The 26,317-nt window shown below is 67.3% G+C and carries 30 protein-coding genes; 25 read left to right on the top strand and 5 right to left on the bottom strand.

The window, feature by feature from the left end:
* Nucleotides 1-124: 124 nt before the first annotated feature.
* Nucleotides 125-1,006: an EamA family transporter gene (locus BM337_RS20100; RefSeq protein ID WP_089819383.1), complete on the bottom strand. Its 882-nt coding sequence runs from the start codon at nucleotides 1,004-1,006 to the stop codon at nucleotides 125-127.
* 144 nt (nucleotides 1,007-1,150) lie between these two features.
* Here BM337_RS20100 and BM337_RS20095 point away from each other — a divergent pair, with 144 nt between their 5' ends.
* The 12 genes from BM337_RS20095 (at nucleotide 1,151) to BM337_RS20040 (ending at nucleotide 13,256) form a co-directional block, all read left to right on the top strand.
* On the top strand, nucleotides 1,151-1,741 hold the full coding sequence (locus BM337_RS20095; protein WP_089819381.1) for a 2Fe-2S iron-sulfur cluster-binding protein: 591 nt from the start codon (nucleotides 1,151-1,153) through the stop codon (nucleotides 1,739-1,741).
* A gap of 689 nt (nucleotides 1,742-2,430) precedes the next feature.
* Nucleotides 2,431-2,730, top strand: coding sequence for a hypothetical protein (locus BM337_RS20090; RefSeq protein ID WP_089819379.1), 300 nt, complete (start codon nucleotides 2,431-2,433; stop codon nucleotides 2,728-2,730).
* 276 nt (nucleotides 2,731-3,006) lie between these two features.
* A complete protein-coding gene (locus BM337_RS20085; RefSeq protein WP_143117771.1) occupies nucleotides 3,007-5,493 on the top strand; it encodes a PKD domain-containing protein in 2,487 nt (828 codons plus the stop codon).
* A gap of 182 nt (nucleotides 5,494-5,675) precedes the next feature.
* Nucleotides 5,676-6,812 (top strand): extracellular solute-binding protein, encoded by a 1,137-nt coding sequence (locus BM337_RS20080; RefSeq protein WP_089819375.1) that lies wholly within the window; start codon nucleotides 5,676-5,678, stop codon nucleotides 6,810-6,812.
* A 3-nt stretch (nucleotides 6,813-6,815) separates the two neighbouring features.
* Nucleotides 6,816-7,739 carry an ABC transporter permease gene (locus tag BM337_RS20075; RefSeq protein ID WP_089819373.1) on the top strand — a complete coding sequence of 308 codons (924 nt, stop codon included), beginning with the start codon at nucleotides 6,816-6,818 and terminating at the stop codon, nucleotides 7,737-7,739.
* Nucleotides 7,739-8,572, top strand: coding sequence for an ABC transporter permease (locus BM337_RS20070; protein ID WP_089819371.1), 834 nt, complete (start codon nucleotides 7,739-7,741; stop codon nucleotides 8,570-8,572). The genes BM337_RS20075 and BM337_RS20070 overlap by 1 nt, the downstream gene beginning before the upstream one ends.
* Before the next feature lie 3 nt (nucleotides 8,573-8,575).
* Complete coding sequence (locus tag BM337_RS20065) at nucleotides 8,576-9,598, top strand: ABC transporter ATP-binding protein (RefSeq protein WP_089819369.1); 1,023 nt, start codon at nucleotides 8,576-8,578, stop codon at nucleotides 9,596-9,598.
* A gap of 106 nt (nucleotides 9,599-9,704) precedes the next feature.
* Entirely contained in the window at nucleotides 9,705-10,871 is a 1,167-nt protein-coding gene (locus BM337_RS20060) for a DUF763 domain-containing protein (RefSeq protein WP_089819366.1), read from the top strand.
* 45 nt (nucleotides 10,872-10,916) lie between these two features.
* Nucleotides 10,917-11,606: a hypothetical protein gene (locus tag BM337_RS20055; RefSeq protein WP_089819364.1), complete on the top strand. Its 690-nt coding sequence runs from the start codon at nucleotides 10,917-10,919 to the stop codon at nucleotides 11,604-11,606.
* A gap of 63 nt (nucleotides 11,607-11,669) precedes the next feature.
* Nucleotides 11,670-11,909, top strand: coding sequence for a BolA/IbaG family iron-sulfur metabolism protein (locus BM337_RS20050; RefSeq protein ID WP_089819362.1), 240 nt, complete (start codon nucleotides 11,670-11,672; stop codon nucleotides 11,907-11,909).
* Between the two features lie 247 nt (nucleotides 11,910-12,156).
* A complete protein-coding gene (locus BM337_RS20045) occupies nucleotides 12,157-12,498 on the top strand; it encodes a glutaredoxin family protein (protein WP_089819361.1) in 342 nt (113 codons plus the stop codon).
* 92 nt (nucleotides 12,499-12,590) lie between these two features.
* The gene (locus tag BM337_RS20040) at nucleotides 12,591-13,256 is read left to right on the top strand and encodes a DUF502 domain-containing protein (RefSeq protein WP_089819359.1); all 666 of its coding nucleotides are present in this window, start codon (nucleotides 12,591-12,593) and stop codon (nucleotides 13,254-13,256) included.
* A gap of 21 nt (nucleotides 13,257-13,277) precedes the next feature.
* Here the strand turns inward: BM337_RS20040 and BM337_RS20035 are convergent, their stop codons facing one another.
* From BM337_RS20035 to BM337_RS20025, 3 genes are all read right to left on the bottom strand, one after another.
* Nucleotides 13,278-13,670 (bottom strand): methylglyoxal synthase, encoded by a 393-nt coding sequence (locus tag BM337_RS20035; RefSeq protein WP_089819357.1) that lies wholly within the window; start codon nucleotides 13,668-13,670, stop codon nucleotides 13,278-13,280.
* Nucleotides 13,671-13,745: 75 nt separating this feature from the next.
* Nucleotides 13,746-14,024: a HalOD1 output domain-containing protein gene (locus BM337_RS20030; RefSeq protein WP_089819355.1), complete on the bottom strand. Its 279-nt coding sequence runs from the start codon at nucleotides 14,022-14,024 to the stop codon at nucleotides 13,746-13,748.
* Nucleotides 14,025-14,394: 370 nt separating this feature from the next.
* Entirely contained in the window at nucleotides 14,395-14,862 is a 468-nt protein-coding gene (locus BM337_RS20025; RefSeq protein WP_089819353.1) for a deoxyuridine 5'-triphosphate nucleotidohydrolase, read from the bottom strand.
* 243 nt (nucleotides 14,863-15,105) lie between these two features.
* On the opposite strand from BM337_RS20025, the gene BM337_RS20020 reads away from it, so the two are divergent.
* From BM337_RS20020 to rimI, 3 genes are all read left to right on the top strand, one after another.
* Nucleotides 15,106-17,082, top strand: coding sequence for an aconitate hydratase (locus tag BM337_RS20020; RefSeq protein WP_089819351.1), 1,977 nt, complete (start codon nucleotides 15,106-15,108; stop codon nucleotides 17,080-17,082).
* A gap of 249 nt (nucleotides 17,083-17,331) precedes the next feature.
* Nucleotides 17,332-18,063 carry a hypothetical protein gene (locus BM337_RS20015; protein ID WP_089819349.1) on the top strand — a complete coding sequence of 244 codons (732 nt, stop codon included), beginning with the start codon at nucleotides 17,332-17,334 and terminating at the stop codon, nucleotides 18,061-18,063.
* Nucleotides 18,064-18,309: 246 nt separating this feature from the next.
* Nucleotides 18,310-18,801: a ribosomal protein S18-alanine N-acetyltransferase gene (gene rimI, locus BM337_RS20010; RefSeq protein ID WP_089819347.1), complete on the top strand. Its 492-nt coding sequence runs from the start codon at nucleotides 18,310-18,312 to the stop codon at nucleotides 18,799-18,801.
* A gap of 33 nt (nucleotides 18,802-18,834) precedes the next feature.
* Here the strand turns inward: rimI and BM337_RS20005 are convergent, their stop codons facing one another.
* Nucleotides 18,835-19,173, bottom strand: coding sequence for a DUF6176 family protein (locus tag BM337_RS20005; RefSeq protein ID WP_089819344.1), 339 nt, complete (start codon nucleotides 19,171-19,173; stop codon nucleotides 18,835-18,837).
* Nucleotides 19,174-19,891: 718 nt separating this feature from the next.
* Between BM337_RS20005 and BM337_RS20000 the strand changes: the two genes are divergently transcribed.
* The 10 genes from BM337_RS20000 (at nucleotide 19,892) to BM337_RS19955 (ending at nucleotide 26,313) form a co-directional block, all read left to right on the top strand.
* Nucleotides 19,892-21,040: a M14 family metallopeptidase gene (locus tag BM337_RS20000; RefSeq protein WP_089819342.1), complete on the top strand. Its 1,149-nt coding sequence runs from the start codon at nucleotides 19,892-19,894 to the stop codon at nucleotides 21,038-21,040.
* Nucleotides 21,041-21,074: 34 nt separating this feature from the next.
* On the top strand, nucleotides 21,075-21,611 hold the full coding sequence (locus BM337_RS19995; RefSeq protein ID WP_089819340.1) for a DUF5810 domain-containing protein: 537 nt from the start codon (nucleotides 21,075-21,077) through the stop codon (nucleotides 21,609-21,611).
* Nucleotides 21,612-21,635: 24 nt separating this feature from the next.
* Nucleotides 21,636-22,046 carry a DUF5809 family protein gene (locus tag BM337_RS19990; protein ID WP_089819338.1) on the top strand — a complete coding sequence of 137 codons (411 nt, stop codon included), beginning with the start codon at nucleotides 21,636-21,638 and terminating at the stop codon, nucleotides 22,044-22,046.
* The gene (locus BM337_RS19985; protein WP_089819336.1) at nucleotides 22,047-22,499 is read left to right on the top strand and encodes a hypothetical protein; all 453 of its coding nucleotides are present in this window, start codon (nucleotides 22,047-22,049) and stop codon (nucleotides 22,497-22,499) included.
* A 4-nt stretch (nucleotides 22,500-22,503) separates the two neighbouring features.
* A complete protein-coding gene (locus tag BM337_RS19980) occupies nucleotides 22,504-23,049 on the top strand; it encodes an NUDIX hydrolase (protein ID WP_089819334.1) in 546 nt (181 codons plus the stop codon).
* Entirely contained in the window at nucleotides 23,046-23,666 is a 621-nt protein-coding gene (locus BM337_RS19975) for an NUDIX hydrolase (RefSeq protein WP_089819332.1), read from the top strand. The genes BM337_RS19980 and BM337_RS19975 overlap by 4 nt, the downstream gene beginning before the upstream one ends.
* 76 nt (nucleotides 23,667-23,742) lie before the next feature.
* Nucleotides 23,743-24,147: a DUF7344 domain-containing protein gene (locus tag BM337_RS19970; RefSeq protein WP_089819330.1), complete on the top strand. Its 405-nt coding sequence runs from the start codon at nucleotides 23,743-23,745 to the stop codon at nucleotides 24,145-24,147.
* Nucleotides 24,148-24,260: 113 nt separating this feature from the next.
* Nucleotides 24,261-24,836 (top strand): hypothetical protein, encoded by a 576-nt coding sequence (locus tag BM337_RS19965; protein ID WP_089819328.1) that lies wholly within the window; start codon nucleotides 24,261-24,263, stop codon nucleotides 24,834-24,836.
* Between the two features lie 26 nt (nucleotides 24,837-24,862).
* Nucleotides 24,863-25,267 (top strand): rhodanese-like domain-containing protein, encoded by a 405-nt coding sequence (locus BM337_RS19960; protein ID WP_089819326.1) that lies wholly within the window; start codon nucleotides 24,863-24,865, stop codon nucleotides 25,265-25,267.
* Nucleotides 25,268-25,455: 188 nt separating this feature from the next.
* Nucleotides 25,456-26,313: a formyltransferase family protein gene (locus BM337_RS19955; RefSeq protein WP_089819324.1), complete on the top strand. Its 858-nt coding sequence runs from the start codon at nucleotides 25,456-25,458 to the stop codon at nucleotides 26,311-26,313.
* The last annotated feature ends 4 nt before the right edge of the window (nucleotides 26,314-26,317 follow it).

Genomic DNA, 26,317 nt, shown 5'->3' with positions numbered 1-26,317 from the left:
TTCTTCACCCGAGCGGAGCGAGGGCGCCTTTTTCACCCATGTTTTTGCCGCGAGCGGTGCGCGGAGCGCACCCGAGCGGGAAAAAGATGGGGAAGAGTGAGAGAGCAGACGGCGGGCGGGTCGGTCAGCCGATGCCGATCATCGTCACGCCGGCGATGGCCAGTGCCGCCGCGCCGAGGCGGACGCCCAGCGCGTCCTCGCCGAGGAAGACGCCGCCGAGCACGACGGCGAAGACGGCCGACGAGTTGATCACTGGCGAGGCGAGACTCGCCGGCAGCGTCGTGAACGCGAGTATCACCAGGTGTTCCGCGACGGCGAGCAGGAGCCCGAGTGCGAGGAACTTCGCCGCGTCGTCCCGGGCGCCGTCGGGGACGTGACGGACCGCCAGGGGTGCGAGCGCGAGGGCGACGCCCACGAACAGCGCGAGATTCACGCTCGCCGGCGGGACGCCGAGTTCCTGGGTCAGTGCGCGCTTGCCGACGTCGGTGACCCCGAACGCTGCCGCGCTCAGGAGTGCGAGCTGGGCGGGCCGCGAGTGGGCGGCGCGGACCAGCGGCTCGACGAGCGCGCCGCGCTCGTAGTTGGCGACGTAGACGGCGGCAGTCGCGACGACGATGCCGGCCGTCTGGAGCGGGGTCAGGTGCTGTCCGAAGACGGCGACCTCGATGGGGACGACGAAGACGGGCACCAGTTTGCTGATCGGGGCGACGTAGGAGACGTCGCCCAGCGCGATGGCCCTGAACGACGCCAGGACGGCAATCGCGGACCCCACCACGACGAACGCGAGGACCGCGGCTCCCGTCCAGCCGTCGTCAGCCGGCAGGTAGCTGCCGTCGACCGACAGGATGGCTATCGGGACGTACCAGAGGAGCGAGCACCCGTACGTGAGCGAGACGTACACCGGCGCGGGGTACGACGAGAAGTAGCGCTTGATGGCGAACAGGTAGAATCCCAGCATGATCGCCGACGCCCCGGCGTACACCAGTCCGACGTCCCCTTCGTACACGAGTTGTGAACGGATGATTCTCGCCGCCTCGCATGAGCGTTGCGGCCGGGGTGCCGGTCGTCGGGATGCGGACCGGGCGCCGCGTCGCTGCGAGAGCGGCACTGCTTGAAAACAGTTTTAACCGCATGCTCCAAACGCTCGGGTATGGTAGATCCAGTGAGTGTCGCCGTCGCGGCCGCCCTCACGTTCCTCGTCGTCGTCGTCCACTACTCGTCGGGGACGGGCTGGGAGCCCACCGAGGACATCTCCCAGGACGTGCTCGAAAAGCGGGCTGCCACCGTTCCGGAGACCGACTTCCCGGAGCCGTACAACCGCTCGATCGGCGGCGGTGCGCCCGCAGGGGCCATCCCCGCCGGCGGCGCGGAAGGGGAACTCGCAGAGGGTGAGGAGGCGGAGGAAGAAGAAGACGAGGGCTTCGACCCCGAGTCCATCCCGGAAGACGAGGTCGAGTACTACGACATCGAGTTCGCCAAGGAGGGCGAGACGATCGAGGTCGCCAACAACGAGACCATCCTCGACGCCGGCGAGGACGAGGGCTGGGACCTCCCCTACGCCTGCCGCGAGGGCCAGTGCGTCTCCTGTGCGGGCCAGATCCAGGACGGGAACGCCAGCGACTACATCCGCCACATCAACAACGAGGCGCTGTTCGACGACGACATGGAAGACGGCTACTGCCTGACCTGCGTCGCCTGTCCGACCGACGAGTTCACGATCGAGACGGGCGAGCAGCCCTAGGGCGGCGATTCGACTCGTTTCTCACGGTTCGCTCGGTACTCGTAAGCCGGCCTGGCTTCGCTGACGGCGTTCTCACCGCACGATCAGGCTGGGAGCATCGCTTCACGCGCCCAACGGAGCGGCAGCGGTCGCTCGCCGGCGAAGAACCGACCTCGATCGCCCAGGGGGGTCAGTCGTGGGTGATCGAGGGGGGGCGCAGTCTCGTGCCAGTCACCAGCGGAGCGGACCGGCATCTAAAGGCTAGACGAACGGGATATAATTCCTCCCCCGTCAGTATCAACATTGAACACGGCTGACGGATGAAGTGGGCTCGAAGAGAATGTCCCGGCTCGATACCAGGGGGGCCAGGGGGATGGGGTATCGATGCGGGAGTCCCATGCCAGTACCGGACTCGTACTGGCGAATCGAGTGAAGGACGCGGCGGTCAAAACGGTTTGGTAACCCCTGTGACAGTCACTGGTCCTGGCGTTGTCAGATGAGAGAACGCACTGGTCGTCTCCGTCGCTCGGGACCTCCCCGGGTCGGGGGACGACCGCGGCCAGGCAGGGGAGCGACTGGCCGGTTCCGCGGTCTCGCAGCGTGCGAACAGTGTTCCGAAGGCATTTCGGTGCCGCTGCCAATCCACAGACAGACCAGCATCTACGAACGAAGGCATCCCGGTAGACGTACGGCAGCGCTTCGATCGGACGGTGGCGTTCGTCGCCGTTCTCGACCTGGTACGGCGGCGCAAGGACGGGGACCAGCTCCCGGAGACCGTGGAACTGCTCGAGTTGAACCAGGCCAAGCTTCGGGCGGCACTCGAACAGTTCCCGTCGCTCGAACCGACGACGGCGGGCATCGATCCGGTCGACATCGTCGAGGAGGAGCTCAACGAACAGGAGGTACTGCGGTCGAACAACGGCCTCGCGGAGGAGCTGTCGCTGGTCCGAGACTACCTCGAAGAGCGGAACGAACCGATCACGCTGGAAGCGCGACCGGACGACATCTGAGTGACCGCGGCTGGGCCATCTGCCAGACGATATCCGACCTTCTCTCGGAAACTTCGGCCGCTACCCTCGAGTAGACGCCGTATACCGGCGAGTAGCCGCTGCGCTTCGCTGCCGCACTCGCCGCATAACAAACGCCGGGTCGGCCAATCTACCCGCCAGGCGCCCACACTGGCGCACTTCGAGGTGGTCACAACGCATGTCCAGACTGTTCACACGCGATATCCGCGACCGGCCGACGGTGGGAACTACGGACGGACAGACCCGGGGTGAGGCCCCGTGAGCCATCGAACAGGGGTGGTCGGTCTGGTGCTGACTGCGGTACTGGTGCTGTCGCTCCCGGCGAGCGCCGTCGGCACCGTCGGTGCGCAGACCGCCGGCAACGACGCGCCGATGCCGGTGCTCGACGCGCCCGAGACCATCGAACGCGGTCAGCTCTACGAACTCGACGGGGGCGGCTCGACCGGCGAGATCGCGGCGTACCGCTGGGACTACAACCCGAACGCGCCCACCGAGTACCAGCGCTCCTCGACCGAATCGACCATCTACGCGCGCGACCGGACCGGCGACGGACAGGACCAGTTCACCGTCAGGCTCGGCGTCGTCGACGACGAGGGGAACGTCGCGTGGGACGAGGAGACGATCACCGTCACCGAGTCGGAGCCGCCAAACGCGTCCATCGCCTCGAGCGACGACTTCACCGTCGAGCGCGAGCAGTGGGAGCGAACGGACGGGGGCTCCTGGTTCAACTCGACGAGTACGGACAACCAGGGGATCCGCAGTTGCAAGTGGACGTTCGAGTACGGGCCGACGGTCGAACGGCACTCCGGCGACGGCCTGGGCTGGGGCGCCGGGAGCACCGAGTGCCGGAAGAACTTCTCCTACGCCGTCCCCGGGACGTACGACGTCACGCTCACCGTCGAGGACTGGGCGGGCAACAGCGACGAGACGACGCGCACGGTCGAGGTCGTCCCGAAGGAACCGGTCACCGACGACCCGCAGCCGAACGCGGAGCTCTCGGGTCCCGACCAGGTCGAGTGGGGTGCGACGTACTGGCTGAACGCCTCGAACTCCACCTCCGAGGCCGACGTCCGCTACTACATCGCCGAGACCAACCCGGACGTCTGGAAGGACGACGAACGCAACCTCGGCCACCAGACCTACTACGGGTCGGTCTACGACGGCCAGTTCGACACCATCGACGTCGCGGTGGGCGTCCTGACCGTCGATGACCAGGTCGACTGGGCCTGGAAGACAATCGATATCATCGAACCCGAGAAGCCCGACGCCGCCATCTCGGGGCCCGACGCCGTGGCGACCGGCGACTGGGGCACCTTCGACGCCTCGAACAGCACCGACAACGACCGCATCCGGGCGTACAACTGGACGATCAGGAACGAGAGCGGTGCGGTCGTCGACCGGGGAGTCCGCGCCGGGAGCGAGTACAGCTACCACTTCGAGGAACCCGGCGAGTACACCGTCACCGTGAGCGTCGGCGACTGGGTGAACATCGACCGCGACGAACCCGCCCACTACGGCGTCGCCTCGCAGACCGTGACCGTCAGCGAGGACGGTACCGTCGACGGCGGGGACTCCGGCGACGAAGCGGAGACCGAGGTACCCGACGAAACCGAGTCGCCGGAAGAGACAGACGCTCCAGACGACGCTGATCCGCCGGAAAACCCCGATCCACCAGAGAACTCGGATCCGCCCGAAGAGGACGACGGTTCGTCCGGCGACGACGACGCGTCGGACGACACCAGTAGCAGTCCATCGGCGCCCTCCGGCGACGGTGGCGGCGATGGTGGCAGCGGCGGGGGTGCGCCGCCCAGTGACGCCGACGAATCGGACGCGACGGTCGACGTCGAGCGAATCAACGCGAGCACGAGCGTCGTGGACGTCAGCGGGGCGCCCGACGGCGCCGCGGTGGACGTCGACCTCGACGCGAACGCCAGCGGCGACGCGGTCGCCTACGAGGGACTCGTCGTCCACACCGACGGGAACGACTCGGTCTCGCTGACGGTGCGGGCCCACGCCGACGAGCCAGACAGCGTCACGGCCGACGACGTCGCCGGGTTCGACGCGCTCTCGTCCCTCACCGTCGACGGGACCGAGTCCCTCGACGGGGACGAGGCGGCGGTGCGGTTCCGCGTCGCGAAGGACCGCCTCGACGCCGCGGACGCCGACCCCGAGCACGTGACGCTGTGGCGCGACGTCGACGGCGGGTCGGACGCCGTCGAGACGACGGTGGTGAACGAGACGGACGACACCTACGTCTATCGCGCCGAAGCCAGCGCCGCCCCGGTGTACACCGTCGGCGTCGAGCGCCCGGTGGTGACCGTCACCGACCTCGCCGTCACGGACGACGAACCCATGGCGGGTGACACCGTCGACGTGACGGCGACGGTCGCAAACACCGGCGAAGTCGCCGGGACGACGAACGTCTCGCTCGCGGTGGACGGGGAGACGGTCGACGGCGAGTCACGGACCGTCGAGGTAGGTCCCCGAAGCTCGGAGACGGTGACGTTCTCGGTGCCGGTCGAGGCGGCCGGTGAACAGACCCTGACCGCCGGCGACGCCAGCACGACGCTCTCCGTCGCGGCCCAGGCGCCGGCCACGGAGACAGCCGAATCGACCACTGGGGCGACGAGTGAGACCGACGACGGCGAGACGCCCGGGACCAGCTTCGGGGGCGTGACCGGCGCGGGGGCCGTCCTCGTCCTCGTCGGAATCGCCGGGGCCGCGCTGCTGGCGTACCGACAGTAAAGGCGCCGGGGCGTCAGGTTCCGCGCCGTCCACCGACTTCGCGACCACAGAGCGCGCGAAGTACGTCCACTACTGATCGCTTAATAGCACTTTGCTTCTGACATACCTATCGACAGTTCACCCATCGCGTACGTGGATCTCATATAAACGTTAAATTCCGTCTCAGGGGGGCATTTGTCCGTATGCAAGACACGACGCGGAGACGGTTGCTCGGCGCGACGGGCGCCGCGATGACCTGCGGACTGGCGGGCTGTACCGGCATCCTGGGCGGCGCCGGCGGGTCCGGCGGTGAGGAGTACGAAGTCGGCTACAGCGACTCGCAGACGACGGTCGATTCGGGGACGTTCCCCACGGAAGAGAAGCTGTATATCTACTGCGTCCAGTCGGGGTGGATGAACTGGCCCTCCGTGATGTCGGCGTTCCAGGAGAAGTACGGCGTCCAGCTCAACGACGACGACCGGTCCTCCGGCGAGGCCCTCCAGGACGCCCGGTCGCACGCCCAGAAGCCGACGCATTCGGCGTTCAACGGCGGCTACAGCTACAACGTCCAGGCCATGAACGACGGGCTCACCCAGGCGTACAAGCCCGCGAACTGGGACGAGGTGCCGGAGGGCGCCAAGACCGCGAACGGCCACGTCACCGGGACGCGGAAGGTGACGACCGCGCTGACCTACCGCACGGACGTCTACGAGGAGCGCGGCCTCGACGAGCCAGAGACCTGGGAGGACCTGCTCCACCCCGACATCATGCAGGACCTGGCGCTCCAGACGCCCCAGGCCGCCGTCGGCCTCGCCGCGGCGCTCTCTATCAACAACGCCCGTGGCGGGAGCCTCGACGACGTCCAGCCGGTGATCGACTACTACAACGAGATCCTGGACGGCGGCGCGGAGTTCACCGACAACTTCCTGGCCCAGTTCACGCGCGGCGAGTACGCCTCGTTCATCCGGTACGACTACTCCGGGCTGGACCTGAAGTACAACAACGAGGACGTCGCCGAGGAGAACGTCGGCGTCGCGCTCCTAGGCGGCGAGAACGGTAACGAGGGGGCGTTCAACGCGCTGTACGGCTACGCCCTGTTGAAGAATGCGCCGAACCCGGAGGCGGCGAAGCTGTTCATGGACTACGTGCTCTCCATCGAGGGCCAGCAGCACTTCCTCGACGCCTACGCCCGCCCCATCCGGGCCCCGGAGATGGACATGCCGGACGAGTTCCCCGACCAGAGCCGCTACGACGAGACGGAGTTCACGGTCGACCAGGCGGAACTCAACGAGAAGCAGTCGGCCATCATCGAGGAGATCACGCGCGGTGCCAGCCTGTAACCGATGGCGACGGGTGCAGACTCTGTGGAGGGCGGCGCCTCTGGCGCCGGGCGGGCGACGCTCCCCTCGCTCGTGTCGCCCCTGACCGAGCGACAGCGCGAGCGGCGCCGGATCGTCGCGCTCTGTCTGCCGTTCCTGGCGCTGTTGCTGTTTTCGGGCGTCGTCCCGCTGACGGAGATGGCCCGGATCAGCGTCTCGGAGAAACGCCTCGTCACCGAGGGGTTCACACCGGAGTACTACCGCCGACTGGTGACCGACCCGTACTACCGGACCATCGCCGTCAACACGCTCTGGTTCGCGCTGGCGACGACGGTCGCGTCCATCGCCGTCGCCGTGCCGGTCGCCCACGCACTGGAAAAGTACGACCTGCCGGCGAAGTCGGCCATCCTCACCGTCCTCTCGTTCCCGAACAGCCTGCCGGGCATCGTCGCGGCGTTCATGATCATCGTCCTCTTCGGCAACACGGGGCTGATCACGAACGTCCTCGCGGCGTTCTCGGGGCGGTCCCCGATCGATCTGGCGACGGCGACCAGCGTCGTCGGCCTGTTCTTCGCGTACCTCTACTCAATGATCCCGCGCGCACTGCTCCTCTTGCGGGGCACGTACGCGGAGGTGAACACCGACGCCGAGGAAGCCGCCCGGAGCCTCGGCGCGTCGCCGCTCGCGACGTTCCGGTACGTGACGCTCCCGCAGATCAAGCCTGGGCTGGTCGGCGCGTTCGTCCTCGTGTTCCGGACGGCGCTGGCCATCTTCGGCACCATCCTGATCCTGAAGAGCCTCCTCGTCTGGACCCTCCAGATCGACCGCGAGATCGCACAGGGATTCAATATCGCCCAGGCCTCGGCGATGGCGACGGTGTGGTTCGCGTTCGTCCTCGCGTTCACGTTCCTGACGCTGCGGTACACGAGCGCGGAGGTGAGCATCTGATGGGCGCCAGCGCGGAGCGACCGAGTCTCTCGGCGCGCTACGGTCGCCAGTTCGTGACGCTCGTGCTGGCCGCGACAGTGACCTTCCTCGCGCTCCCGGTCGTCCTCACGTTCGTCAGTTCCTTCGCGGCGGAGTGGGTCGGCCCGCTCCCGAGCGGGTTCCTCACCCTGGACCACTGGAACGACGTCGTTGTCGGCACCGGGGTGGGTGCCGACGTCTCCGTCGGGTCGTCGCTGGCCTACAGCGCGGGCCTCGCGCTGGCCGGCGTCCTCATCAACCTGATCGTCGGCGTCCCCATCGCCTACGCCGTCGCCCGGTACGAGTTCCTCGGCCGCGACTGGGTGAACGTCCTCGCCATCCTCCCGCTCGCGCCCGGCATCATCCTCGGCATCGCCTTCCTCCGGACCTACCCCGACCTGTCGACGTCCGGCGTCGCGCTCGTCGTCGGCTACTCGCTGCTGAAGGCGCCCTACATGGTGATGGCCGTCCAGTCGAGTTTCCAGTCGATGGACCTCCAGCGGCTGGAGGAGAGCGCGCGCTCGCTGGGTGCCTCCTGGCCCCGAACGTTCCTCACCGTCATCGTCCCGAACGCGAAGGCCGGCATCGTCGCCGGGTCGATCATCTCGTGGACGCTGGCCGCGGCGGAGTTCAACTTCTCCTACATCGTCTACTCGCGGGGGACCCCGCCGCTCTCTATCTTCCTGTTCAACAACATCACGAACGCGTCGTTCCTGAACGCCGCCGCCGCAGTGTCGGTGTTCTTCCTGCTCGTCGCGCTCGTGACCATCGCCCTGCAGATCGTCGGCAACCGCGGCGCCATACGGAGGATCTGACACATGTCCGAAGTCGCACTCGACCACGTCACGAAACGCTTCGACTCGACCACCGCTGTCGACGACGTCTCGCTCACCATCGCGGACGGCGAAGTGCTCGGCGTCGTCGGCCCATCGGGGTGTGGCAAGACGACCACGCTGCGACTCGTCGCCGGATTCGAGACGGCGACCGACGGCGCGATACGATACGACGGCGACGACGTCACGCACGCCCCGCCCGAGAACCGCAACGTCGGCCTGGTCTTCCAGTCCTACGCCCTGTTCGACAACATGAGCGTCCTCGGCAACGTCACGTTCGGGCCGAAGATGCACGGCGTCGGGAAGACGGAACGCCGTGAGCGCGCGTTCGAACTGCTCGAACTGCTCGACATCGCGGAACTGGCCGACCGCGACCCGCGGACCCTCTCCGGGGGCCAGCAACAGCGGGTCGGCCTCGCTCGCGCGCTCGCCATCGAGCCGCGGATCCTCCTGCTCGACGAGCCGATGACCGGCCTCGACGCGAAGCTGAAACAGAGCCTCCGGACCGAACTGGGGGAACTGCTCGACGACCTCGGGGTGACGACGCTGTACGTGACCCACGACCAGGAGCAGGCCATGGCGATGTGCGACCGCATCGCCGTGATGAACGACGGCGTCGTCGAGCAGGTCGGCTCCCCCGCCGACGTCTACGAGTCGCCCGCCAACGAGTTCGTCGCCAACTTCGTGGGGACGTCGAACGTCCTCTCCGGGTCGGTCCGGGGCGGCCGCGTGGACTTCGGCTTCGCCGCGATCGAGGCGCCCGACCTCCCGGCGCGGGAGGACGCGAACCTCGCGGTCCGCCCGGCGGACTTCACGGTTGGGTCGGGCCCGATATCCGGCGAGGTGCGGAACGTGTTCTACCTCGGCGGGACGGTCCAGGCCGTCGCGGCGCTCGACGGCGGTCCCGAGGTCACGGTTGCGCTCGACGGGGACGGGAGCGGTATCTCGAAGGGCGACCGCCTCGATCTGGGCCTCGACGCCAGCGACCTCCACCTGGTGAACGAATAGCGGCTGATCAGCGGCCGACCGCGCGGTCCGGTCCAGAGACCGCCCGCGCTCCACTTTCGCTCCGCGGCGGTCCCTCTTGTCGGTCGATGCCGTAGCCGGGACCGACATGGCTCGCCGCAGCAGCGCCGACCTGCCGCTCCACAGCGGGTCGGCCCCGTCGTGGCTCTTCGACCGGATGGTCGACCTGGCCGAGGTCGTCGCAGAGGCCGTCGTCGATGAGTACGGCCAGGACGAACTCGTCCGGCGACTCTCGGACCCCTACTGGTTCCAGGCGCTGGGGTGCGTCCTCGGGTTCGACTGGCACTCCTCCGGCGTCACGACCACGACGATGGGTGCGCTGAAGGAAGCGCTGGACGGCCACGAACACGGCGTCACCGTCGTCGGCGGGAAGGGCGCGACCTCGCTGAAGACCCCCGACGAAATCGACGCCAGTTCGGTCGACCTCTCGACGGGCACGCGCGAGGAGCTGAAGCGGACCTCCCGGCTGAGCGCCGCCGTGGACAACGGCTGCGTGCAGGATTCCTACGACATCTACCACCACACGATGGCCGTCTCGGAGTTGGGCGCCTGGTGCGTCGTCCAGCAGGGGATGGGCGAGGACATGGCCCGGCGTTACCACTGGCGCTCCGACGACGTCGACAGCTTCGTCGAGGAGCCCCAGGCGGCCATCTGCTCCGACGAGAAACGGGCCGACCCGCTGGACCTGACGGCCGACGCGTCCGACGAGATCCGCGAGATCTCCGTCGACCTCGTGCAGGACGACCCGGCGCATCTCAAGCGCGAACTCCAGGGCCAGCGCTCGTTAGGTGATTTCACGGGCGACGGTGGAACGGCGGGACCAGCCAGTGACGCGACCGGCGACGACGGCGGCCTGCGCGAGAAACTGGCCGCCGACCCCGACCTGACGATGCCGAGCCACCACGAACTCAGCAAGGCCGACCTCTCGATGGACGCCGTCGACCAGCTCCAGCGCGCCTACGAGGTCCAGCCCAGCGACTACGAGGAGCTCGTCGACCTGGAGGGCGTCGGTCCCGGATCGCTCCGGGCGCTGGCGCTCATCGGCGAACTCGTCTACGACGCCGAGAGCTCCCGGGAGGACCCGGCGAAGTACGCCTACGCCCACGGCGGCAAGGACGCGACGCCCCATCCCGTCGAGCGCGAGCGCTACGACCAGTCCGTGGAGTTCATGCGCTCGATGCTCGAAGGCTCGGAACTCGACCGCGAGACGAAACAGAGTTCGCTAGAGCGACTGGCCGAGTTGCAGCGCGGATAGGACCGGAAGCGGTACGATTACTTTCACGGCGGAAAAGCGTCGAACATGGTCCCCGGTAGTGACGTCGACGTCCCGGCCGAGGCCGCGAGCGTCGCACGGCGATACGAACGCATCGAGCGACCGATCAGCTGGACCGTCGCGCTCCTAGTCGGCACAGTCGCCGCGGTCGCCCTGCTCACGCTCCCACTAGTCCGGGGATTGCTCGTCGCGGCTGCCGTTCTCGTCGCCGTGCGGGTGCCGCTGTTCCGGAGCGATGGGACCGCCCGCCTGGTCACGGACACCGATGCCGCAGCCGTCCGGGCTGACTTCGAGAGCCCCTGTCCACCGCTGCTCGCGTTCCAGTGGGGTATCGCTGACGCCGTTCGCCCGACGGCGGACGGTGCGGAATACGAGCTGACGTACCTGTTCGGAACGCGTTCGGTGACGATGGAAACCACCGTCCACACACCGTCGTCCGACGGCGGGCTGACCGACCACGCCGACGAGAGGGACGGCGGGGAAGTGACCGACGAACTCGAACTGGTCGTCACTGCCGCCGGGCAACCGTGGGCCACGTACGCCGTGTCGATGGAGGACCGGGGCGACGAGACCGTCGTCGACGTGTCCTGGCAGTCGGAGCGCCGATTCGACCTCCGGCACCTCCCGCCGTGGCTCGTCGGGAACCGCTACCGACCGGCGGCGCTGGCGGCCCAGGGGTACACCGTCGTCGAACGGGACGCGACGCTGTCGCTGTGACCCCCGAGGCCGGCCCCGTGCGGGAAGCCAACGCTTTTCGCCGCCGTGGCCCACTCCGCCCACATGGACGCCGACGACATCGAGACGCTCATCGAGGAGGAGATCCCCGACGCCGAGGCCACCGTGACCACGCCGCGTGACCCTGACGACGACAAGCACTTCGCCGTCGACGTCGTCTCGCCGGCCTTCGCAGGCGAGACGCTGGTCGACCAGCACCAGCTCGTCCACGACGCGCTGGGCGAGCACCTCACCAGGGACATCCACGCCATCGAGCTGACGACGCGGACGCCGGACGAGGCGTGACTGCCGAGACCCACGACTCGGTCGTTGCTCGCTAAACTATCCACACGGGGTGGGGCTGAAAGGGGCCGAGCGGTCGTGGAGTGAGAACCCGTAAGCACTGAGCGGAGCGAAGCGCGCAGCGGGTTCGCAGCCCACGAGCGCGAGGGGGCTTTCGAGGTGTTCTCGGCTGCGCTCGCAGTCTCCTCTACTGAAGGAGGCCTTTTCGATCGCCGGTACCCATTTACCGCAGCCCGCACTACACGACGCCATGACCTTCGAACCCGAGCAGGAGCGCTCGCCCGAGGAAGTCGCGGAGACAGTCGAGGACACCATCGCGAACGAGGACGTCGCGCTGTTCATGAAGGGCACCGAGTTGATGCCCCAGTGCGGCTACTCGCGCAAGGCACTCGGCCTGATCAAGCAACACCACGAAGACGTCGCGACGGTGAACGTGCTGGAGGCGACCGACGCCTATCGGGAGGCGCTCTCGGAGTACAGCGGCCGGGAGACCATTCCGCAGACGTTCGTCGACGGCGAGTTCGTCGGCGGGAGCGACATCCTCGAACAGCTCGACGAGCAGGGCGACCTCGAAGAGACGCTGGAGGCGTAGGTTTCGAAACGGACGCGGACCGCTCTCTCACTCACCCGACTGCCGGGACGCTGCCCCGCACACTTATCCGCCGCCACAGACGAGGGTCCGGCATGCCTCTCGGGAACCGTCTCAAGAACAGCTTCGTCGCGGGATTGCTGCTCGTCGCGCCGCTCGTCGTCACGCTGCTGGTCGGGCGCATCGTCGTGGGATGGACGCTGGGAATCGTCGATCCGCTCGTCCAGTGGACCGGGCTCGCGGCGTACGTCGCCAACGACCAGTTGCTCGCCCAGATCCTCGCCGTCGTCCTCGTCCTCGTGACGATCACCGTCCTCGGCGCGCTGGCGCAGTGGACGGTCGGCCAGCGAGTCTTCGGTGGCGTCGGCCGGGTGGTGAACTTCATCCCGCTGGTCGACACCGTCTACTCCAGCGTTCGCCAGGTCGCCTCGTCGCTGGTCGACCGGGACAGCCGGTACGAGAGCGTCGTCCTGGTGGAGTACCCGCGCGAGGGGGTGTACTCCATCGGCCTGGTGACCGCCGAGAGCCCGCGGGCCGTCGAGGCCGTCGCCGGCGAGGAGGCGTACAACGTCTTCCTGCCAAACAGCCCGAACCCGACCGGCGGGCGCCTGCTCGTGGTACCCGCCGACCAGATCCACGAGATAGAGATGAGCGTCCAGCAGGGGATGCGACAGATCGTCACGACGGGGATGGGTTCGAACGGCGACTCCGCCAGCCAGCAGCCCTCCGGGGAGTTCGTGGCCGAGGCCCGAGGGGACTAACTGGGAGAAGACGGCGAGAGGCTACGGATCCAGGTCGAAGTCGGCGTCGAGCGCGAGGCCGTCGAGCAGGTACTCCGCGCCGGTCCGGGTCGTCGCCAGCGGGACGTCGTGGACGTCACAGATCCGCAGCAGGGCAGAGATGTCCGGTTCGTGGGGCTGGGCGGTCAGGGGGTCGCGCAGGAAGACGATGCCGTCGAGGGCGTCGTCGGCCACTTCGGCGCCGATCTGGGTGTCGCCGCCGAGCGGCCCCGACTGCTTGCGCTCGACGTCGAGGTCGGTCTCTTCGGTGATTCGTTTGCCCGTCGTCCCGGTGCCGACGAGGTCGAACGTCGCCAGCAGGTCCTCGTACTCCCGGACGAGGTCGATGATGTCGGGCTTCTTCTCGTCGTGGGCGATGAGCGCGACGCGCGTCATAGCAGAGAGTGGATCCGCGAAGTGGTTAGGTGTACTGGGCCGGTGAGACCGGAATGAAGGCTACTGGACAGCGCGTTACTCCACGGTCACGTCGATCGATCCGTCGCTGGCGACGACGACCTCGTGGTCCTCGACGGAGAAGGTGATCTGCTCGTCCTCGCCGTCGAGAACCGCTGCCAGGGCCGACACGTCGACGTAGGTAGACAGGTCGTCGACGTCGTCGGCGTCGACGGCACCCGTGGCGACCACGGCGTCGGTGATTACGTCGTCCGCGGGTTCCGGCGAGATCCACTCGTCGTCCCCGAGGTCGGACTCGTGGCGGATCATGTACGGGGTCCCATCGTTCGAACTCATATCCTCTCATAGTCGGCTACAGTACATAACTGGGAGAGACGTGTTTCAGGATCTGAAACGACCCTCCGGGACGGTGACTGACCCCGACGGACCCGACCCGGGCGCTGTGGAGTGGCGTGGCTGTCGCTGGCCAGAGAGCGTGGAAAGTGGGGCCGGTCGCGAACGGCGCGTCCGGCCCGCAGGTGACCAGACTGACGAATCCGGACAGTCGACCGCGCTCACGACGGAAACTGTCCCGGGATGGCATCACCTCCGAGAGTGATGCATCTTCGTGGTACTCGTTCGCATACATTAGTTCTTTCGCCGACAGGCTTCCCGGTGCCGTGCCGTCGGTGCCACGGGGATGGCAGTGGGGAGTCGGCCGCGGTCGTCAGTCCAGGTTCTCGCCCTGGTAGGAACCGTCGTACGTACCGTCGTGGGCGGCGTCGGCGAGGACGAACTGCGCGATGCGGGCGCCCCGTTCCAGTTCTATCGTGTGGTGGACCTCCAGGAGCCCCTCGCCACGGCCCTCGTAGCCCGCGTCCCAGACGGCGGTGTCGAGCGTACAGGAGTTGCGCAGCAGCGACGACCGCGGGAGGACGAAGCCGACGTGGTCGTCGGGAACGACGACGCGTTCCCCGTACTCGACGACGTAACCGCCCGGGTCGAGCGTGTAGACGCCGTCCTCGTTCGGTTCCAGTTCCGCCCGGTCACCGACGCGTTTCCCGTCGCGGCCGATGCGTCCCGGCGATACCTGTTCGTAGACGGCACCGAGCGTGAGATCGACGCCGTTTGGCTGTGGCTGGTCGTCGTGCAGGTCGCCGAGGACGTCGGCGACGAACGCGCCGCTCCTGAACATACCTCCCCTGAACGCGGGGCCCCAATAGGCGTTGTCCACTTCGTCCGGCGACTCGATCTACCCACCAGAATTCACCATTACTGAACAGAGTGCCGGGCGTGACCGGATCGCACGACCCGTCGGCCGTCGGGGGGTTCCCCTTCGTGTTTCGACGACGGCGAAATCGGGGATAGACGAACGTCAGGGCAGAACTCGCGCGAATACGCGGGATTTATACCCGCGGGTACTCCAATTATGAACGTTATGGGACAGACGCTCACGGAAAAAATTCTTGACGATCACCTCGTCGAAGGCGAGCTGACGCCTGGTGAGGAGATCGGAATCGAGATCGATCAGGTCCTGACGCAGGACACCACCGGCACGCTCGTCTGGCTCCAGTTCGAGGCGCTCGACCTGGACGAAGTGCAGACGGAACTGGCCGCCCAGTACTGTGACCACCAGACGTTCCAGTTCGACTTCAAGAACACGGACGACCACCGGTTCCTCCGGTCGGCCGCCGGCACGTTCGGCGCACACTTCTCCCGGCCCGGCAACGGTATCTGCCACAACGTCCACAAGGAGAACTTCGCCGCCCCCGGCAAGACGATGCTCGGCTCGGACTCACATACCCCCACCCCCGGTGGCCTGGGCGAACTCGCCATCGGCGCGGGCGGCCTCGACATCGCCGTCGCGATGGGCGGTGGCGCCTACTACGTCGAGATGCCCGAGGTCGTCAACGTCCGACTCGAGGGCGAGCTGCCCGCGTGGGCGACCGCCAAGGACGTCATCCTCGAACTGCTCCGTCGCCTCTCCGTCAAGGGCGGCGTCGGCAAGGTGCTCGAGTACACCGGCCCGGGCGTCGAGAGCCTGACCGTCCCGGAGCGGACGACGATCACCAACATGGGGACGGAACTCGGTGCGACCTCCTCGATCTTCCCGACTGACGATCAGACGAGAGACTACCTCTCGCGACTCGGCCGCGAGGACGAGTACGTCGACGTCCAGCCCGACGAGGACGCCGACTACGCCGACGAGATCGTCGTCGACCTGTCCGACCTCGAACCGCTCATCGCCCAGCCGTCGATGCCCGACAACGTCGTCCCCGTCCGCGAGGTCGAGGGCGTCGACGTCGACCAGGTCATCATCGGCTCCTGTACCAACGGCGCCTACGAGGACATGCTGCCCGCGGCCAAGATGCTCGAAGGGCGCAACACGGACAAGACGACGGACATGATCGTCCAGCCCGGTTCCAAGCAGGCCTCCGAGATGCTGGCCCGCGAGGGCTGGACGGCCGAACTGATGGCCGCCGGCGTCAACTTCTCCGAGGCGACCTGCGGTGCGTGTATCGGTATCGGTCACGTGCCCGCCTCCGATTCGGTCTCGCTGCGGACCTTCAACCGCAACTTCGAGGGCCGTTCCGGCATCGAGGACGACAACGTCTACCTCTGCTCGCCGGAGGTGGCCACCGCGGCCGCCATCAAGGGCGAGATCGTCGACCCCCGCGACCTCGCGGAGGAACTCGGCGACCTCGAGGACCCGGGCATCGAGCTCCCCGACGAGTACATCGGCAGCTCCGAGTCCGACCTCATTCCGCCGGAGGAGGCCGTCGACGACGACCTCATCAAGGGCCCCAACATCGGCGACGTGCCGCTGAAAGAGCCGCTGGGAAGCGAGATCGACGGTGAGGCCCTCCTCAAGATGGAGGACAACATCACCACCGACCACATCATCCCGGCGACGGCGGACATCCTCAAGTTCCGCTCGAACATCGACAAGCTGAGTGACTTCACGCTCAGCCGCGTCGACGACACGTTCGCCCAGCGCGCCCGGAACAACGACGGCGGTCTGCTGGTCGCCGGCGAGAACTACGGCCAGGGCTCCTCGCGCGAACACGCGGCCCTGTGCCCGATGTACCTGGGCATCGACGCCGTCCTCGCCCAGTCCTTCGCCCGCATCCACAAGGCGAACCTGTTCAACTTCGGTATCGTCCCCCTCGAAATCGACGAGGAGACCTACGAGCAGATCGAGCAGGGCGACGACATCGAGATCGTCACCGACGTCGCCGAGGCCATCGCCTCCGGCCAGGAGGAGTTCACCATCCGCGTGAACGACGACTGGGAGGCGACCGCGATCCTCGACGCCTCCGAGCGGGAACGCCGCTTCCTCGCCGACGGTGGCAAGCTGACCCACACGAAGCAACAGCACGACAGCGGGAGTGGTGCGACGCCTGCTGACGACTAGGCTGGTACGAGCGGAGCGAGTACCAGCTTAAAGCCGAGCGGGGAGGCAACGACCCGCGAGGCTCGCAGTCTCGGAAATTTCGGTTCCGTCTTTTTCGCCCACGACGTACGAGAGTCACAGCGCCGTCGCCCAGTATACCACTAACCAATCGGCGAAAACTAGATGCCGCAAAACGGAGTCTTAAGCCCCCTCGTGGCAGTTTCTCGGTCATCGATGTCGACGAGAACGGTGCGCGGGACAGTTTCGGGAATGGCAAAGCGAGCGAATCCAGCGTTCGCGGGGGCGATCGTCCTCGTTCCGCTGGCGGCGCTGGGATACGCGCTGACCGTGGCGACGGTGCAGCAACACACCTACGTCCACGTGATGGCGGGGTTGCTCTGGACGGGCATCGACGTCTTCATGGGGGCGGTGCTGGGGCCAGTTGTCGGCGGGCTGGACGACGAACAGAGTTCGGCCGTGTTCCAGCGATTGACGCCCAAGATGGCGTTCCTGCTCCCGATGCTGGCGCTGGTCACCATCGCGGCGGGGATCGCGCTCGCTCAGCGGCTGGGACTCTTCCCCGACGCAGCGCCGTGGTTGGCGCTCTTTACTTTCTTCAACCTCGTCCCGGCGCTGCTCCTGATCGCCTACAGATTGAACGCCTGGCGGGACTGGCGCTGGCAGGTCCCCTTCGCCGTCGCGACGGTGGGAAGTCTGGCGTGGGTCGGGCTGACGTTCGATCTGATCCTCTCGGGCAGCGTCGGGTTCCCGATGCCGGCCATCTCCGTCGCGCTGATCCTCGTGACGCTCCTCTCGGTGCAGGGCTTCGGGTTCCTGCTCCCCGGCGAGGTTCGGATGTACGTGGAGATGACCTCGGAATCGCCGGACCACTCAATCATCGCCGCCATCGGGAAGCAGAACGCGATGCTCGGCGGGGTGCAGGGGTTCCTCCAGCTGCTGCTCATCGCCGATATGGTCTACCTCCGCTTCGGTGGCTTCTGACCGGCAGCAGAGGGACGAAAGCGGCCACATCGCGAACGCCGTCGCTCACCGGTGTGAAAAACGGGGAAAGGGTGGGTGGGGATGGTGGGGGGATGTGGGGTGGCACCCGAAACGGGTGCACCTAAGAGTTGGGTCCTGAGATAAAAGAGCCTTGTGACCACCTGTCTGCGGACTAATACGCCCAGACCGCCGTCACTGACGACGCTGGGCGCCATCCCTTTGTAGGAGCGACGCCTATCCCACTTCGTGACAACCGTCGCCCCGGACGACCGCGACCCGGCCGCTGTCCGAGCGGTCGACCGCGACGACCTGCTGACGATCCACCGGATCGAGAAAGCCGCCTTCCCCCAGCCGTGGCCCTTCTCGGCGTTCGAGCGCTACCTCGACGAACCCGGTTTCCTGGTGGCCGAGCGCGAGGATCCGGACGCCGGCGGTGACCGGGCCGTCGTCGGCTACGTCGTCGCCGACACCGTCCCCAACCACGGGTCACCGCTGGGCCACGTCAAGGACATCGCCGTCGACCCCGACCACCGCGACGAGGGCGTCGGGTCGACGCTCCTCCAGCGGGCCATCGACGTCCTCGACGAGGCCGACGCCGGGTCGATCAAGCTGGAGGTCCGGGCGACCAACGACCGCGCCATCTCGCTGTACCGCGAGTTCGACTTCCACCACCGGCGGACGATTCCGAACTACTACGGCAACGGCGAGGACGCCCTCGTGATGGTTCGGTCGGAGTAACTGTTCGATCCGGGTAACGTTTCGATTCTGCGTTCACCGGAGCGACGGATTCGTGAAGTGACCGACCGTCTCCAGTTCCTCCCACTCGCCAGCAAGCGTCTCCCGCAGGACCTCGTGGTGTTCCTCGTCGATGTCGTACTCCTCCGCATCACCGGCATCGTCCGCCGCTTCGAGGTCCTCGGCCTCCATGTACAGGTAGAGGTACGTTGACTCATCCAGCGTCTGGATGAACGCCGTCTCCGTGTAGACCCCCTCGTGCTGGAGCGTCTCGACGACCTCGGACTCGCGGTCGGCGAGTTCCGTGAACCAGTCTCGAAGCCGGTCTTCCTGGCCGGGCCCGACGCGGGCCCGGGCGAGGATCACTTCTGGCATAGCCGTGATTCTGCTGACTGACTGATAAGCGTAACTCGGGTGGTGTGGTCGCTGATTGCAGTGATGACGGAAACGAGCAGGAGTAAACTTCTCTCTTGCACGCCAATGGCCGACGGAACGACCGCAAACAGGAGAAAGCCCTCGGCGCGCTCGTGGTTCCGCGACTCGCTGCGCGCCTCACTTCGTTCGGTGCTTGCGTCGTCGGGGAACCGACGACCACGCCTCGCCCTTTCATTCCACCAGGTGACCGCGCCGCAGCCCTGCCCTTCCCCTGGTCACGAGGGTCTCGCCGTCGCTCGACCACTCGCTCCCGGCCGGGCGGTCCCGGAGCGGTCAGGAAGCGTGTCGCTCGCCGGACGGCGAGCGACCGGGGAGGTGTGGGAAGTCAACCGGGAGCGCGGGCCGAACAGCGGGCGAGCCGAGCGCAGCGAGCGTCGCCGGACGAGCGAGCGGGGAACGGCGTGACCCGCGAGCAGTGAGGCCGCGCGAGCAACGCTGTCCTGGCGGATAAAAGGGCGAGGCGCGGTCGGGCGTTCTCCGTGGGCCCTATCCGAGCGAGCGAGGATATCCTACAGAGAACGCCCGAGCGGGCCGAGGGCTTTCTACCGGCTTTGGCCCCTGCAACCGGAACGGCCCGCCGTAGAGGCCCCCATGCGGACGGAGTTGTTGTTACGCTGTCCTCACAGTGTTTATCACCAGTGCACGTGGCCGTCGAACCATGGACGAGGACGGAACCGTCGCTGCTGCCGACGCTGGCCTCCGCGTTCTTCTCGGCTATCCGGGTGCGAACGCCACAGACCTCACCGTCGACGGCGATACAGTCAACCTCGCACCGGACCTGCGCGACGCGGGCGACGACTGGCTCTTTTACTGGAACGTCTCTATCGAGAGCGACGAGAACCGCATAGTGACCGTGTCGTTCCCGGAGAAAGTCGTTGGCCCATGGGGCCCCGCCGTAAGTCAGGATTGCGCGCAGTGGTCGTGGCTCGGTGCCGACGCGACGGTCGACCGAACTGCCTTTCGCTACGAATTCGGTCCGGGAGAGCGGACGTTCTTCGCGTTTTCGCTTCCCTACGTCCGGCAGGACTTCGAACGGTTCTGGAGCGCCGTCGATAGTCAAGGCCAGATCGAGCGGTCTACGTTGACGACGACGGAACGGGGCAGGACTGTTCCAGTCCTTCGGATCGGTGATCCGGGGTCGGATACTCACGCAGTAATAACCTGTCGCCACCACGCCTGTGAGTCGCCGGCGTCGCTCGTACTCGAAGGGATCCTGTCGAAACTAGCTGACCGCCCGCCGAAGTCGTGGTGTGCCCACGTCGTCCCGTTCGTCGACCTCGACGGCGTCCAGCGCGGCGACCAGGGGAAGCAGCGGTTGCCCCACGACCACAACCGGGACTACGCGGAGTCCAACGGCGTCACCGACGAAATTGACCCACTCTACTCGACGACGAGCGCCATCAAACGATACGTGCGCAGTCTCGGCGGGACGATTCCACTCGGACTGGATCTCCATTCGCCGTTCAAGTGGGGGTCTCCTCACGATCGGGTGTTCTTTGCTGGCGCCCCCGCTGGGGCCACCGATGCGGACCGGCGTTTCGCACGCGTTCTGGACGATGAGTCCGACGACCGAGCGAATTCGCTGTGCTTTCGCGTGGCGGGGGGATTCGCGGAACCCGGTGGTCGAGGTGGCGGTACGACCTTCACCGGGTTTCTCGACCGGCAGGGCGCGACTGTCTCGCGTGCGCTCGAAGTTCCGTACTTCGGGACCCAGGAGAATCAGACCACGCCCGAGCGCTGTTGGGGACTGGGTAGTGCGGTTGGGCAGGCAGTTGAGAGATTCATAGACGACGAAACCAACGATTGAAACGCATATCAGGCACGACACACACGATACGATCATGGGCTATGCCTGTCCCGTGTGCGAGGACCCACAGTCCGACGCGGGTCACCTCGCCAACCACCTGGCGTTCACGGCAATCACCACCGGCGGCGACCACGAGGAGTGGCTCGACGAGCACGTCCCCGGGTGGGGACAGCTCGGGGAGGCGGAACTGGCCGAGGAAGTCGCCGACCACGCCGAAGAGACGGAGTTCCCGCAGGTGTTCGAGGAGAGCGGGCTGGAGGATTCACACGACCACCCGCACGGTCACGGCGGACACCAGCACGGCGGCGGTGCACAGGGCCTCGACGACCACGGCCTCGACCCGTCGGCGGCCCGGTCGCGGGGCGCCGGCGACCTGGACGAGGAGGCACAGAAGATCATGGCGGAGGCCCGCGAACTCACCGAGGAGATACGGGACGGGGACGAGGACGCGGTGGACGAAGGGACGTCGGACGATGGCGGTTCGAGCGACGACGAGAGCGACGAGGCCGACGAGAGCGGTGAGAACGCCGAAGCGGACGCCGAGGGCGAATCCGAAGGCGAAACCGAGTAGTTCCGCGACGGCCAACCCCGCGGTATGCACACAGTCGGGTGGTTTCTGCCGGAGAGCGAGCAGGAAGCGAGCGAGCGCTACGAGGCACTGGCGTCGACCGCACAGCTGGTGGTCCGCGAGTCGACGCGGGCGATGGAGTTCGGTCGCGAGGAGTACGACGAGCGCGTGACCGGCGACGTCGTCGGGACCGCCCGTGACGTCCTGTTCGCGGAGCAACTCCAGGTCACGGTCGGCACCAGAGAGGAGTTCGAGGAGCACCGGGCGGACAGCGACGGCGAGTACCAGGTGTTCGGCTCCGAGAACGTCGACAACGTCGCCTGGCACGCGCCCGGCTTCGCCGACGGCGTCGCCGCGACGTTCCACGGCGAGGAGGAGGCGGCCGTCGGGACGCTCCGCCGGCAGGCGATGGGGCACGTCTACGAGGACGTGGTGTAGGTGCGCCGCGTCACCCGCAACCTGGTCCTCGCCATCCTCGCCGTGCTCGTCGTCCTGCTGGCGCTCGGCGCGCTCCCCGGCCTGCTCAAGAGCGGTGACCCGTACTACCTCACCGCGACGCCGGTGGGGGAGGCGGCCAGCGGGACGAACGGGAGCAGTGCGAACGGAACCGTGACGAACGCGAGCATCGCCAACGGGAGTGCCGTCGACGGGGCGAATCTCTCCGAACGGGCCTACCCATACACGACGGCGGCGCTGGACAACGCCACCGACGGCGAGCCGGGGCAGTCGCAACCGTACTGGCGCGGCCCGGTCGGGTTCAAGGAGGCCTTCACCCACTCGCCGTTCGACGAGGTGAACGCCCTCCGGGGCCAGCACCCGAACGCGACGGTGGGGGAAGGTGTCAGAGTGGCCCGGAACGGCACGCTTTACCGCGTCGCGGTGACACAGTGAGGTGATGACCGACCGCGCCTCGACCCACGAGTGGCCCGTCCTCGAGAGCGAAACCGAGTACGAGACCGGGTGGTACGACGGGGGGTACGACCTGGTCGGCCAGCCCGACGGCTCGGAGAAGAAGTACTACTGGGCCGAACTCCCCGACGCCGTCGTGGTCGTGGCTCGCACCGGCGACGACCTCGTTTTCGTCGACCAGTACCGCCCGGCCATCCGCGAGCAGTGCCTCGAACTACCCGCCGGCATCGTCGAGGACGGCGAGTCCTACAGCGAGGCCGGCGCTCGCGAGTTGCGCGAGGAGACCGGCTTCGACCCCGCCGGCGTCTCCCTGCTGGAGGAGTTCTGGTGTGCCACGGGCGTCCTGCGCCATCGCCGCGGCATCGTCTTCGCCGAGGGACTGGAACCCGTCGAGCGCGAACTCGACGACAACGAGTTCCTCACCGTCCGGACCGTCCCCGTCGAAGAAGCCCTCGACGTCGCCCGCCGCGAACCCGCCAACGACGCCACTATCGAGGGCATCCTGCTGGCGCAGGCGGAGGGGCTGCTGTGACGGAGGAGCCGACGGCGGAACCGCCGGACGAAACGCCGACGGCGGCCTCCAGGGAACCCGCCGAGGGCACGTGGAACAGATCCGACCCCGAGTGGCCGGTCCGCGAGTCTGTTATCGCCTGGGAGACGCCGTTCTTCGAAGCGGGCTACGACGTGGTCGAGCGACCCGACGGGGAGGAAGCCAACTACTACTGGCTGAACCCCAGCAACGCCGTCATTATCATCGCCCGCACGGACGACGACGAACTCGTCCTCGTCGACCAGTACCGACCACGGTTCCGCATGCAGACGATAGGGCTTCCGGCCGGCGGCATCGACGAGGGCGAGGACCCGGCCGACGCGGCCCGTCGAGAGTTACGCGAGGAGACGGGCTACCGCGCCGGCGAGCTCTCCTTCGTCGAGTCGTACGTCCCCTCGGGGTGGACGCGCTACGTCCGCCACGTGTTCCTCGCCACGGACCTGACGGAGGGCGAGCCAGACCCGGACGAGGGCGAGGTCATCGAGACGCTGACCGCGCCCGTCGACGAGGTGCTCGACGTCGTGCGCTCGCGCGAGGGACCGGTCAACGGCCTGGCGCTGACGCCGCTGTTGCTCGCCAGGGAGGACGAGCTGCTGTAATCCGGTGACAGCTATCCGGTGGCACCCCCACTAGTCCGGCACTCGGGTTAACCCCGTTCTCGGACAAGGGACGGTAATGAGAAAACCGAGTGACGGCGAGGCGACGAGCCCGGCTATCGAGCGGCACAGAGCGGTGTTCGCTCATCCCCGCCGCCTGTCGGCGGTTCGGTGTCTCGCGAGAACGGACGACGAACTTCACCTCGCCGACCTGGCCCGTGACGTCGCCAGGCGCGAGGCGGAGACGGATAGAGGACCGGCGGACGAGGACGAGGACGAGGACGAGGACGCGGACGCGATCGACCGGATCTACGTCGACCTCTACCACGTCCACCTCCCGAAGCTGGCGGAGGTGGGGGTCGTCTCGTTCGACCCCGAGTCGAGAGTCGTCTCGGCGGCGGTCGACGCGAGGAGCGTCCAGGACTGGGTCGCGACGGACGACCCCCGGGCCGTGCTGGACGCCGTGGCGGAGACGGCCGAGTAGAGCCGGCACGAGGGGGCAGCGCGGACGGACTGCCTCTCGTAGCCCGGAAGCGGCGGCGATTCTCGCCCCCGGGCACCGGAAAACAGATACCGCCACCGCAGGGACCTCAGTTCGTGGAAGCTCGACCACTCCTCGCGGTGATACTCGTCGTCGCCGCAGGCGTCGGCGTCTCCGTCCTGTTGTTTCCCGCGCTCTCCGGGCCCCCTGACCCACCCACAGTATCGACTGCCGACACACCGGCCATCGACCAGTCCGTACCGGATCCGTACAGAGGCACGAAGGCCGAACCTGCCGTCGTGTTCCAGGTGAGCGGTGGGGGTGACGGATTGCCGATCCGGATCTGGAACGACGGCCCGACGAACCGGACCGTGTCGCTGGAACTCCATCACAACGAGAGCGGCTCGGCCGTCGTCTCTCACAGGGAGACACTCCGACCGAACGGAACCGTCCTGCTGGAGTTCCACTCGCCCGGATTTCTCCTCGAAGTCACGGACGAAGCGACGGGCACGGTCGGGACGTACGCGGTGACGGCCGACCAGTTCGACTGTAACGAGCGGTTCGCGACGGTCCGGGTCGCCGGAAACGGGAGCGTCGACGCCAGGAGTATCGCGAAGACGATGGGGTGTCCGGAGTGGGGAGCGGTCGTCCCGGCCAGCCACGATGCCCGGCCAGTTCCGCTAGGCGTTTAGGGCTCGACGGCCCACTATCGCCAACGATGGACGGCGAAATCGGCACCGAGGAGTTGCGGGCGATACTGGACGACGTCGAGGAGAACGGCGAGCAGGGCAACGGCGATGGCGGCGACGAGAGCGTCCGCGTCGTCGACATCCGCTCGCCGGGCGCGTACTCCCGTGGCCACATCCCCGGGAGCGAGAACGTCCCGCTCCAGCGACTCGTCGACGACATCGAGCAGTTCGAGGGCGACGACCGGGTCGTGACTGTCTGTCCCCAGGGGAAATCCAGCGTCCAGGCGGCGCGGCTGATCACCTCCTACGAGGGGTTCGACGGGCGGGCCGAGAGCTTCGCACCGGGGCTGTCGAACTGGGACGGCCCCATCGAGAAGGGTGGCGACTCGGTCGAACAGGGCGAGGACGACGAAGGGCCGCAGGCGCCGTTCTAGAATCGCGGTGCGACCGGGCGTGGGTGCGAAACGCCAGAAACGCGAGGCTACGGCGCGTGGCGCTACGTTAATCGGTCGTTCAGAGAGCGAACGGGCGGATTATCGTCGTTCAGACCGCACTAGCGGCACATAACTCGGTCGTTACAATGTCGGGTCGGTGACCTACACGTCCAAACGGGACGGAAACGATGGGAGCTGACACCGACGACTCACTCGAGATAGGCGTACTGTGTAGCGACGCGATCCCAAGGTGGCAACGTCGGGCGCTCGACCGGGCGATCGCAGAGACGAGTGCCGAGATAACCCACCTCGTGATGAAGGAACCGGAGGTCCGCGGGTGTCGAACGGTCCCCTACTACCGACGGGCGCTACGTCGCGTCCGCAACTACCCCCTGTGGTCGCTCGTCGGGGTCGGCCGCTCGCTCACCCCGACGCCGGAGCACGAGCGATTCGATCCGATCAGCGACGTCGAGGGCGTGTCGACGGCCGAGCGGGTCTACTGCCGGCCGGAACCCGCCGACGACTTCGGGGTCGAACTCCCCGCGCCCGTCGTGGACGAACTGGCCGCGGCAGTCGACGTCGTCGTTCGCTGTCACGGGTTCGGGATCCTGAAAGGGGATATCCTCCAGGCCCCCCGACACGGCGTCCTCAGCTACCACTTCGGCGACATCAACGAGTACCGGGGTCGGATGGGGCGGGGGTTCTGGGAGTTCATCCACGGGGACGACGCGACGGGCGTCACGCTCCAGCAGATCACCGAGACGATCGACGGTGGCGGGGTCGTCGTTCTCGAACACGTGGACATCGACGACCTGTACACCTGGCAGGCGATCAAGCGGCGCGGATACGTCGTCGCGGAGGGGATGCTCGTGACGGCGGTCAAGAGGCTCACCGACCCGACGTTCACCCCCAGTCAGCCCGACGAAGGGGACTACTACACCCTCCCGACAGGCACGGCTGTCGGCAGGTATCTCGTCACTAACACCGCCGGTCGGATCCAGCGGTGGGTGCGAGAACAGTCCTCTCCCGGCGAGAGCAGGGCCTAACCCG

Origin of the sequence: Halomicrobium zhouii (assembly GCF_900114435.1) — an archaeon.
Classification (GTDB): Archaea; Halobacteriota; Halobacteria; order Halobacteriales; family Haloarculaceae; genus Halomicrobium; species Halomicrobium zhouii.
Note: the sequence above shows the minus strand (reverse complement) of the source record. Positions and strands in the feature narration are given on the sequence as shown.

What these genes read in the sequence shown, in the direction of transcription:
- BM337_RS20095 (WP_089819381.1), top strand. Translation starts at nt 1,151, where the DNA reads ATGGTAGATCCAGTGAGTGTCGCCGTCGCGGCCGCCCTCACGTTCCTC.
- BM337_RS20080 (WP_089819375.1), top strand. Translation starts at nt 5,676, where the DNA reads ATGCAAGACACGACGCGGAGACGGTTGCTCGGCGCGACGGGCGCCGCG.
- BM337_RS20075 (WP_089819373.1), top strand. Translation starts at nt 6,816, where the DNA reads ATGGCGACGGGTGCAGACTCTGTGGAGGGCGGCGCCTCTGGCGCCGGG.
- BM337_RS20070 (WP_089819371.1), top strand. Translation starts at nt 7,739, where the DNA reads ATGGGCGCCAGCGCGGAGCGACCGAGTCTCTCGGCGCGCTACGGTCGC.
- BM337_RS20065 (WP_089819369.1), top strand. Translation starts at nt 8,576, where the DNA reads ATGTCCGAAGTCGCACTCGACCACGTCACGAAACGCTTCGACTCGACC.
- BM337_RS20060 (WP_089819366.1), top strand. Translation starts at nt 9,705, where the DNA reads ATGGCTCGCCGCAGCAGCGCCGACCTGCCGCTCCACAGCGGGTCGGCC.
- BM337_RS20055 (WP_089819364.1), top strand. Translation starts at nt 10,917, where the DNA reads ATGGTCCCCGGTAGTGACGTCGACGTCCCGGCCGAGGCCGCGAGCGTC.
- BM337_RS20050 (WP_089819362.1), top strand. Translation starts at nt 11,670, where the DNA reads ATGGACGCCGACGACATCGAGACGCTCATCGAGGAGGAGATCCCCGAC.
- BM337_RS20045 (WP_089819361.1), top strand. Translation starts at nt 12,157, where the DNA reads ATGACCTTCGAACCCGAGCAGGAGCGCTCGCCCGAGGAAGTCGCGGAG.
- BM337_RS20040 (WP_089819359.1), top strand. Translation starts at nt 12,591, where the DNA reads ATGCCTCTCGGGAACCGTCTCAAGAACAGCTTCGTCGCGGGATTGCTG.
- BM337_RS20035 (WP_089819357.1), bottom strand. Translation starts at nt 13,670, where the DNA reads ATGACGCGCGTCGCGCTCATCGCCCACGACGAGAAGAAGCCCGACATC.
- BM337_RS20030 (WP_089819355.1), bottom strand. Translation starts at nt 14,024, where the DNA reads ATGAGTTCGAACGATGGGACCCCGTACATGATCCGCCACGAGTCCGAC.
- BM337_RS20025 (WP_089819353.1), bottom strand. Translation starts at nt 14,862, where the DNA reads ATGTTCAGGAGCGGCGCGTTCGTCGCCGACGTCCTCGGCGACCTGCAC.
- BM337_RS20020 (WP_089819351.1), top strand. Translation starts at nt 15,106, where the DNA reads ATGGGACAGACGCTCACGGAAAAAATTCTTGACGATCACCTCGTCGAA.
- BM337_RS20015 (WP_089819349.1), top strand. Translation starts at nt 17,332, where the DNA reads ATGGCAAAGCGAGCGAATCCAGCGTTCGCGGGGGCGATCGTCCTCGTT.
- BM337_RS20005 (WP_089819344.1), bottom strand. Translation starts at nt 19,173, where the DNA reads ATGCCAGAAGTGATCCTCGCCCGGGCCCGCGTCGGGCCCGGCCAGGAA.
- BM337_RS20000 (WP_089819342.1), top strand. Translation starts at nt 19,892, where the DNA reads ATGGACGAGGACGGAACCGTCGCTGCTGCCGACGCTGGCCTCCGCGTT.
- BM337_RS19995 (WP_089819340.1), top strand. Translation starts at nt 21,075, where the DNA reads ATGGGCTATGCCTGTCCCGTGTGCGAGGACCCACAGTCCGACGCGGGT.
- BM337_RS19990 (WP_089819338.1), top strand. Translation starts at nt 21,636, where the DNA reads ATGCACACAGTCGGGTGGTTTCTGCCGGAGAGCGAGCAGGAAGCGAGC.
- BM337_RS19980 (WP_089819334.1), top strand. Translation starts at nt 22,504, where the DNA reads ATGACCGACCGCGCCTCGACCCACGAGTGGCCCGTCCTCGAGAGCGAA.
- BM337_RS19970 (WP_089819330.1), top strand. Translation starts at nt 23,743, where the DNA reads ATGAGAAAACCGAGTGACGGCGAGGCGACGAGCCCGGCTATCGAGCGG.
- BM337_RS19960 (WP_089819326.1), top strand. Translation starts at nt 24,863, where the DNA reads ATGGACGGCGAAATCGGCACCGAGGAGTTGCGGGCGATACTGGACGAC.
- BM337_RS19955 (WP_089819324.1), top strand. Translation starts at nt 25,456, where the DNA reads ATGGGAGCTGACACCGACGACTCACTCGAGATAGGCGTACTGTGTAGC.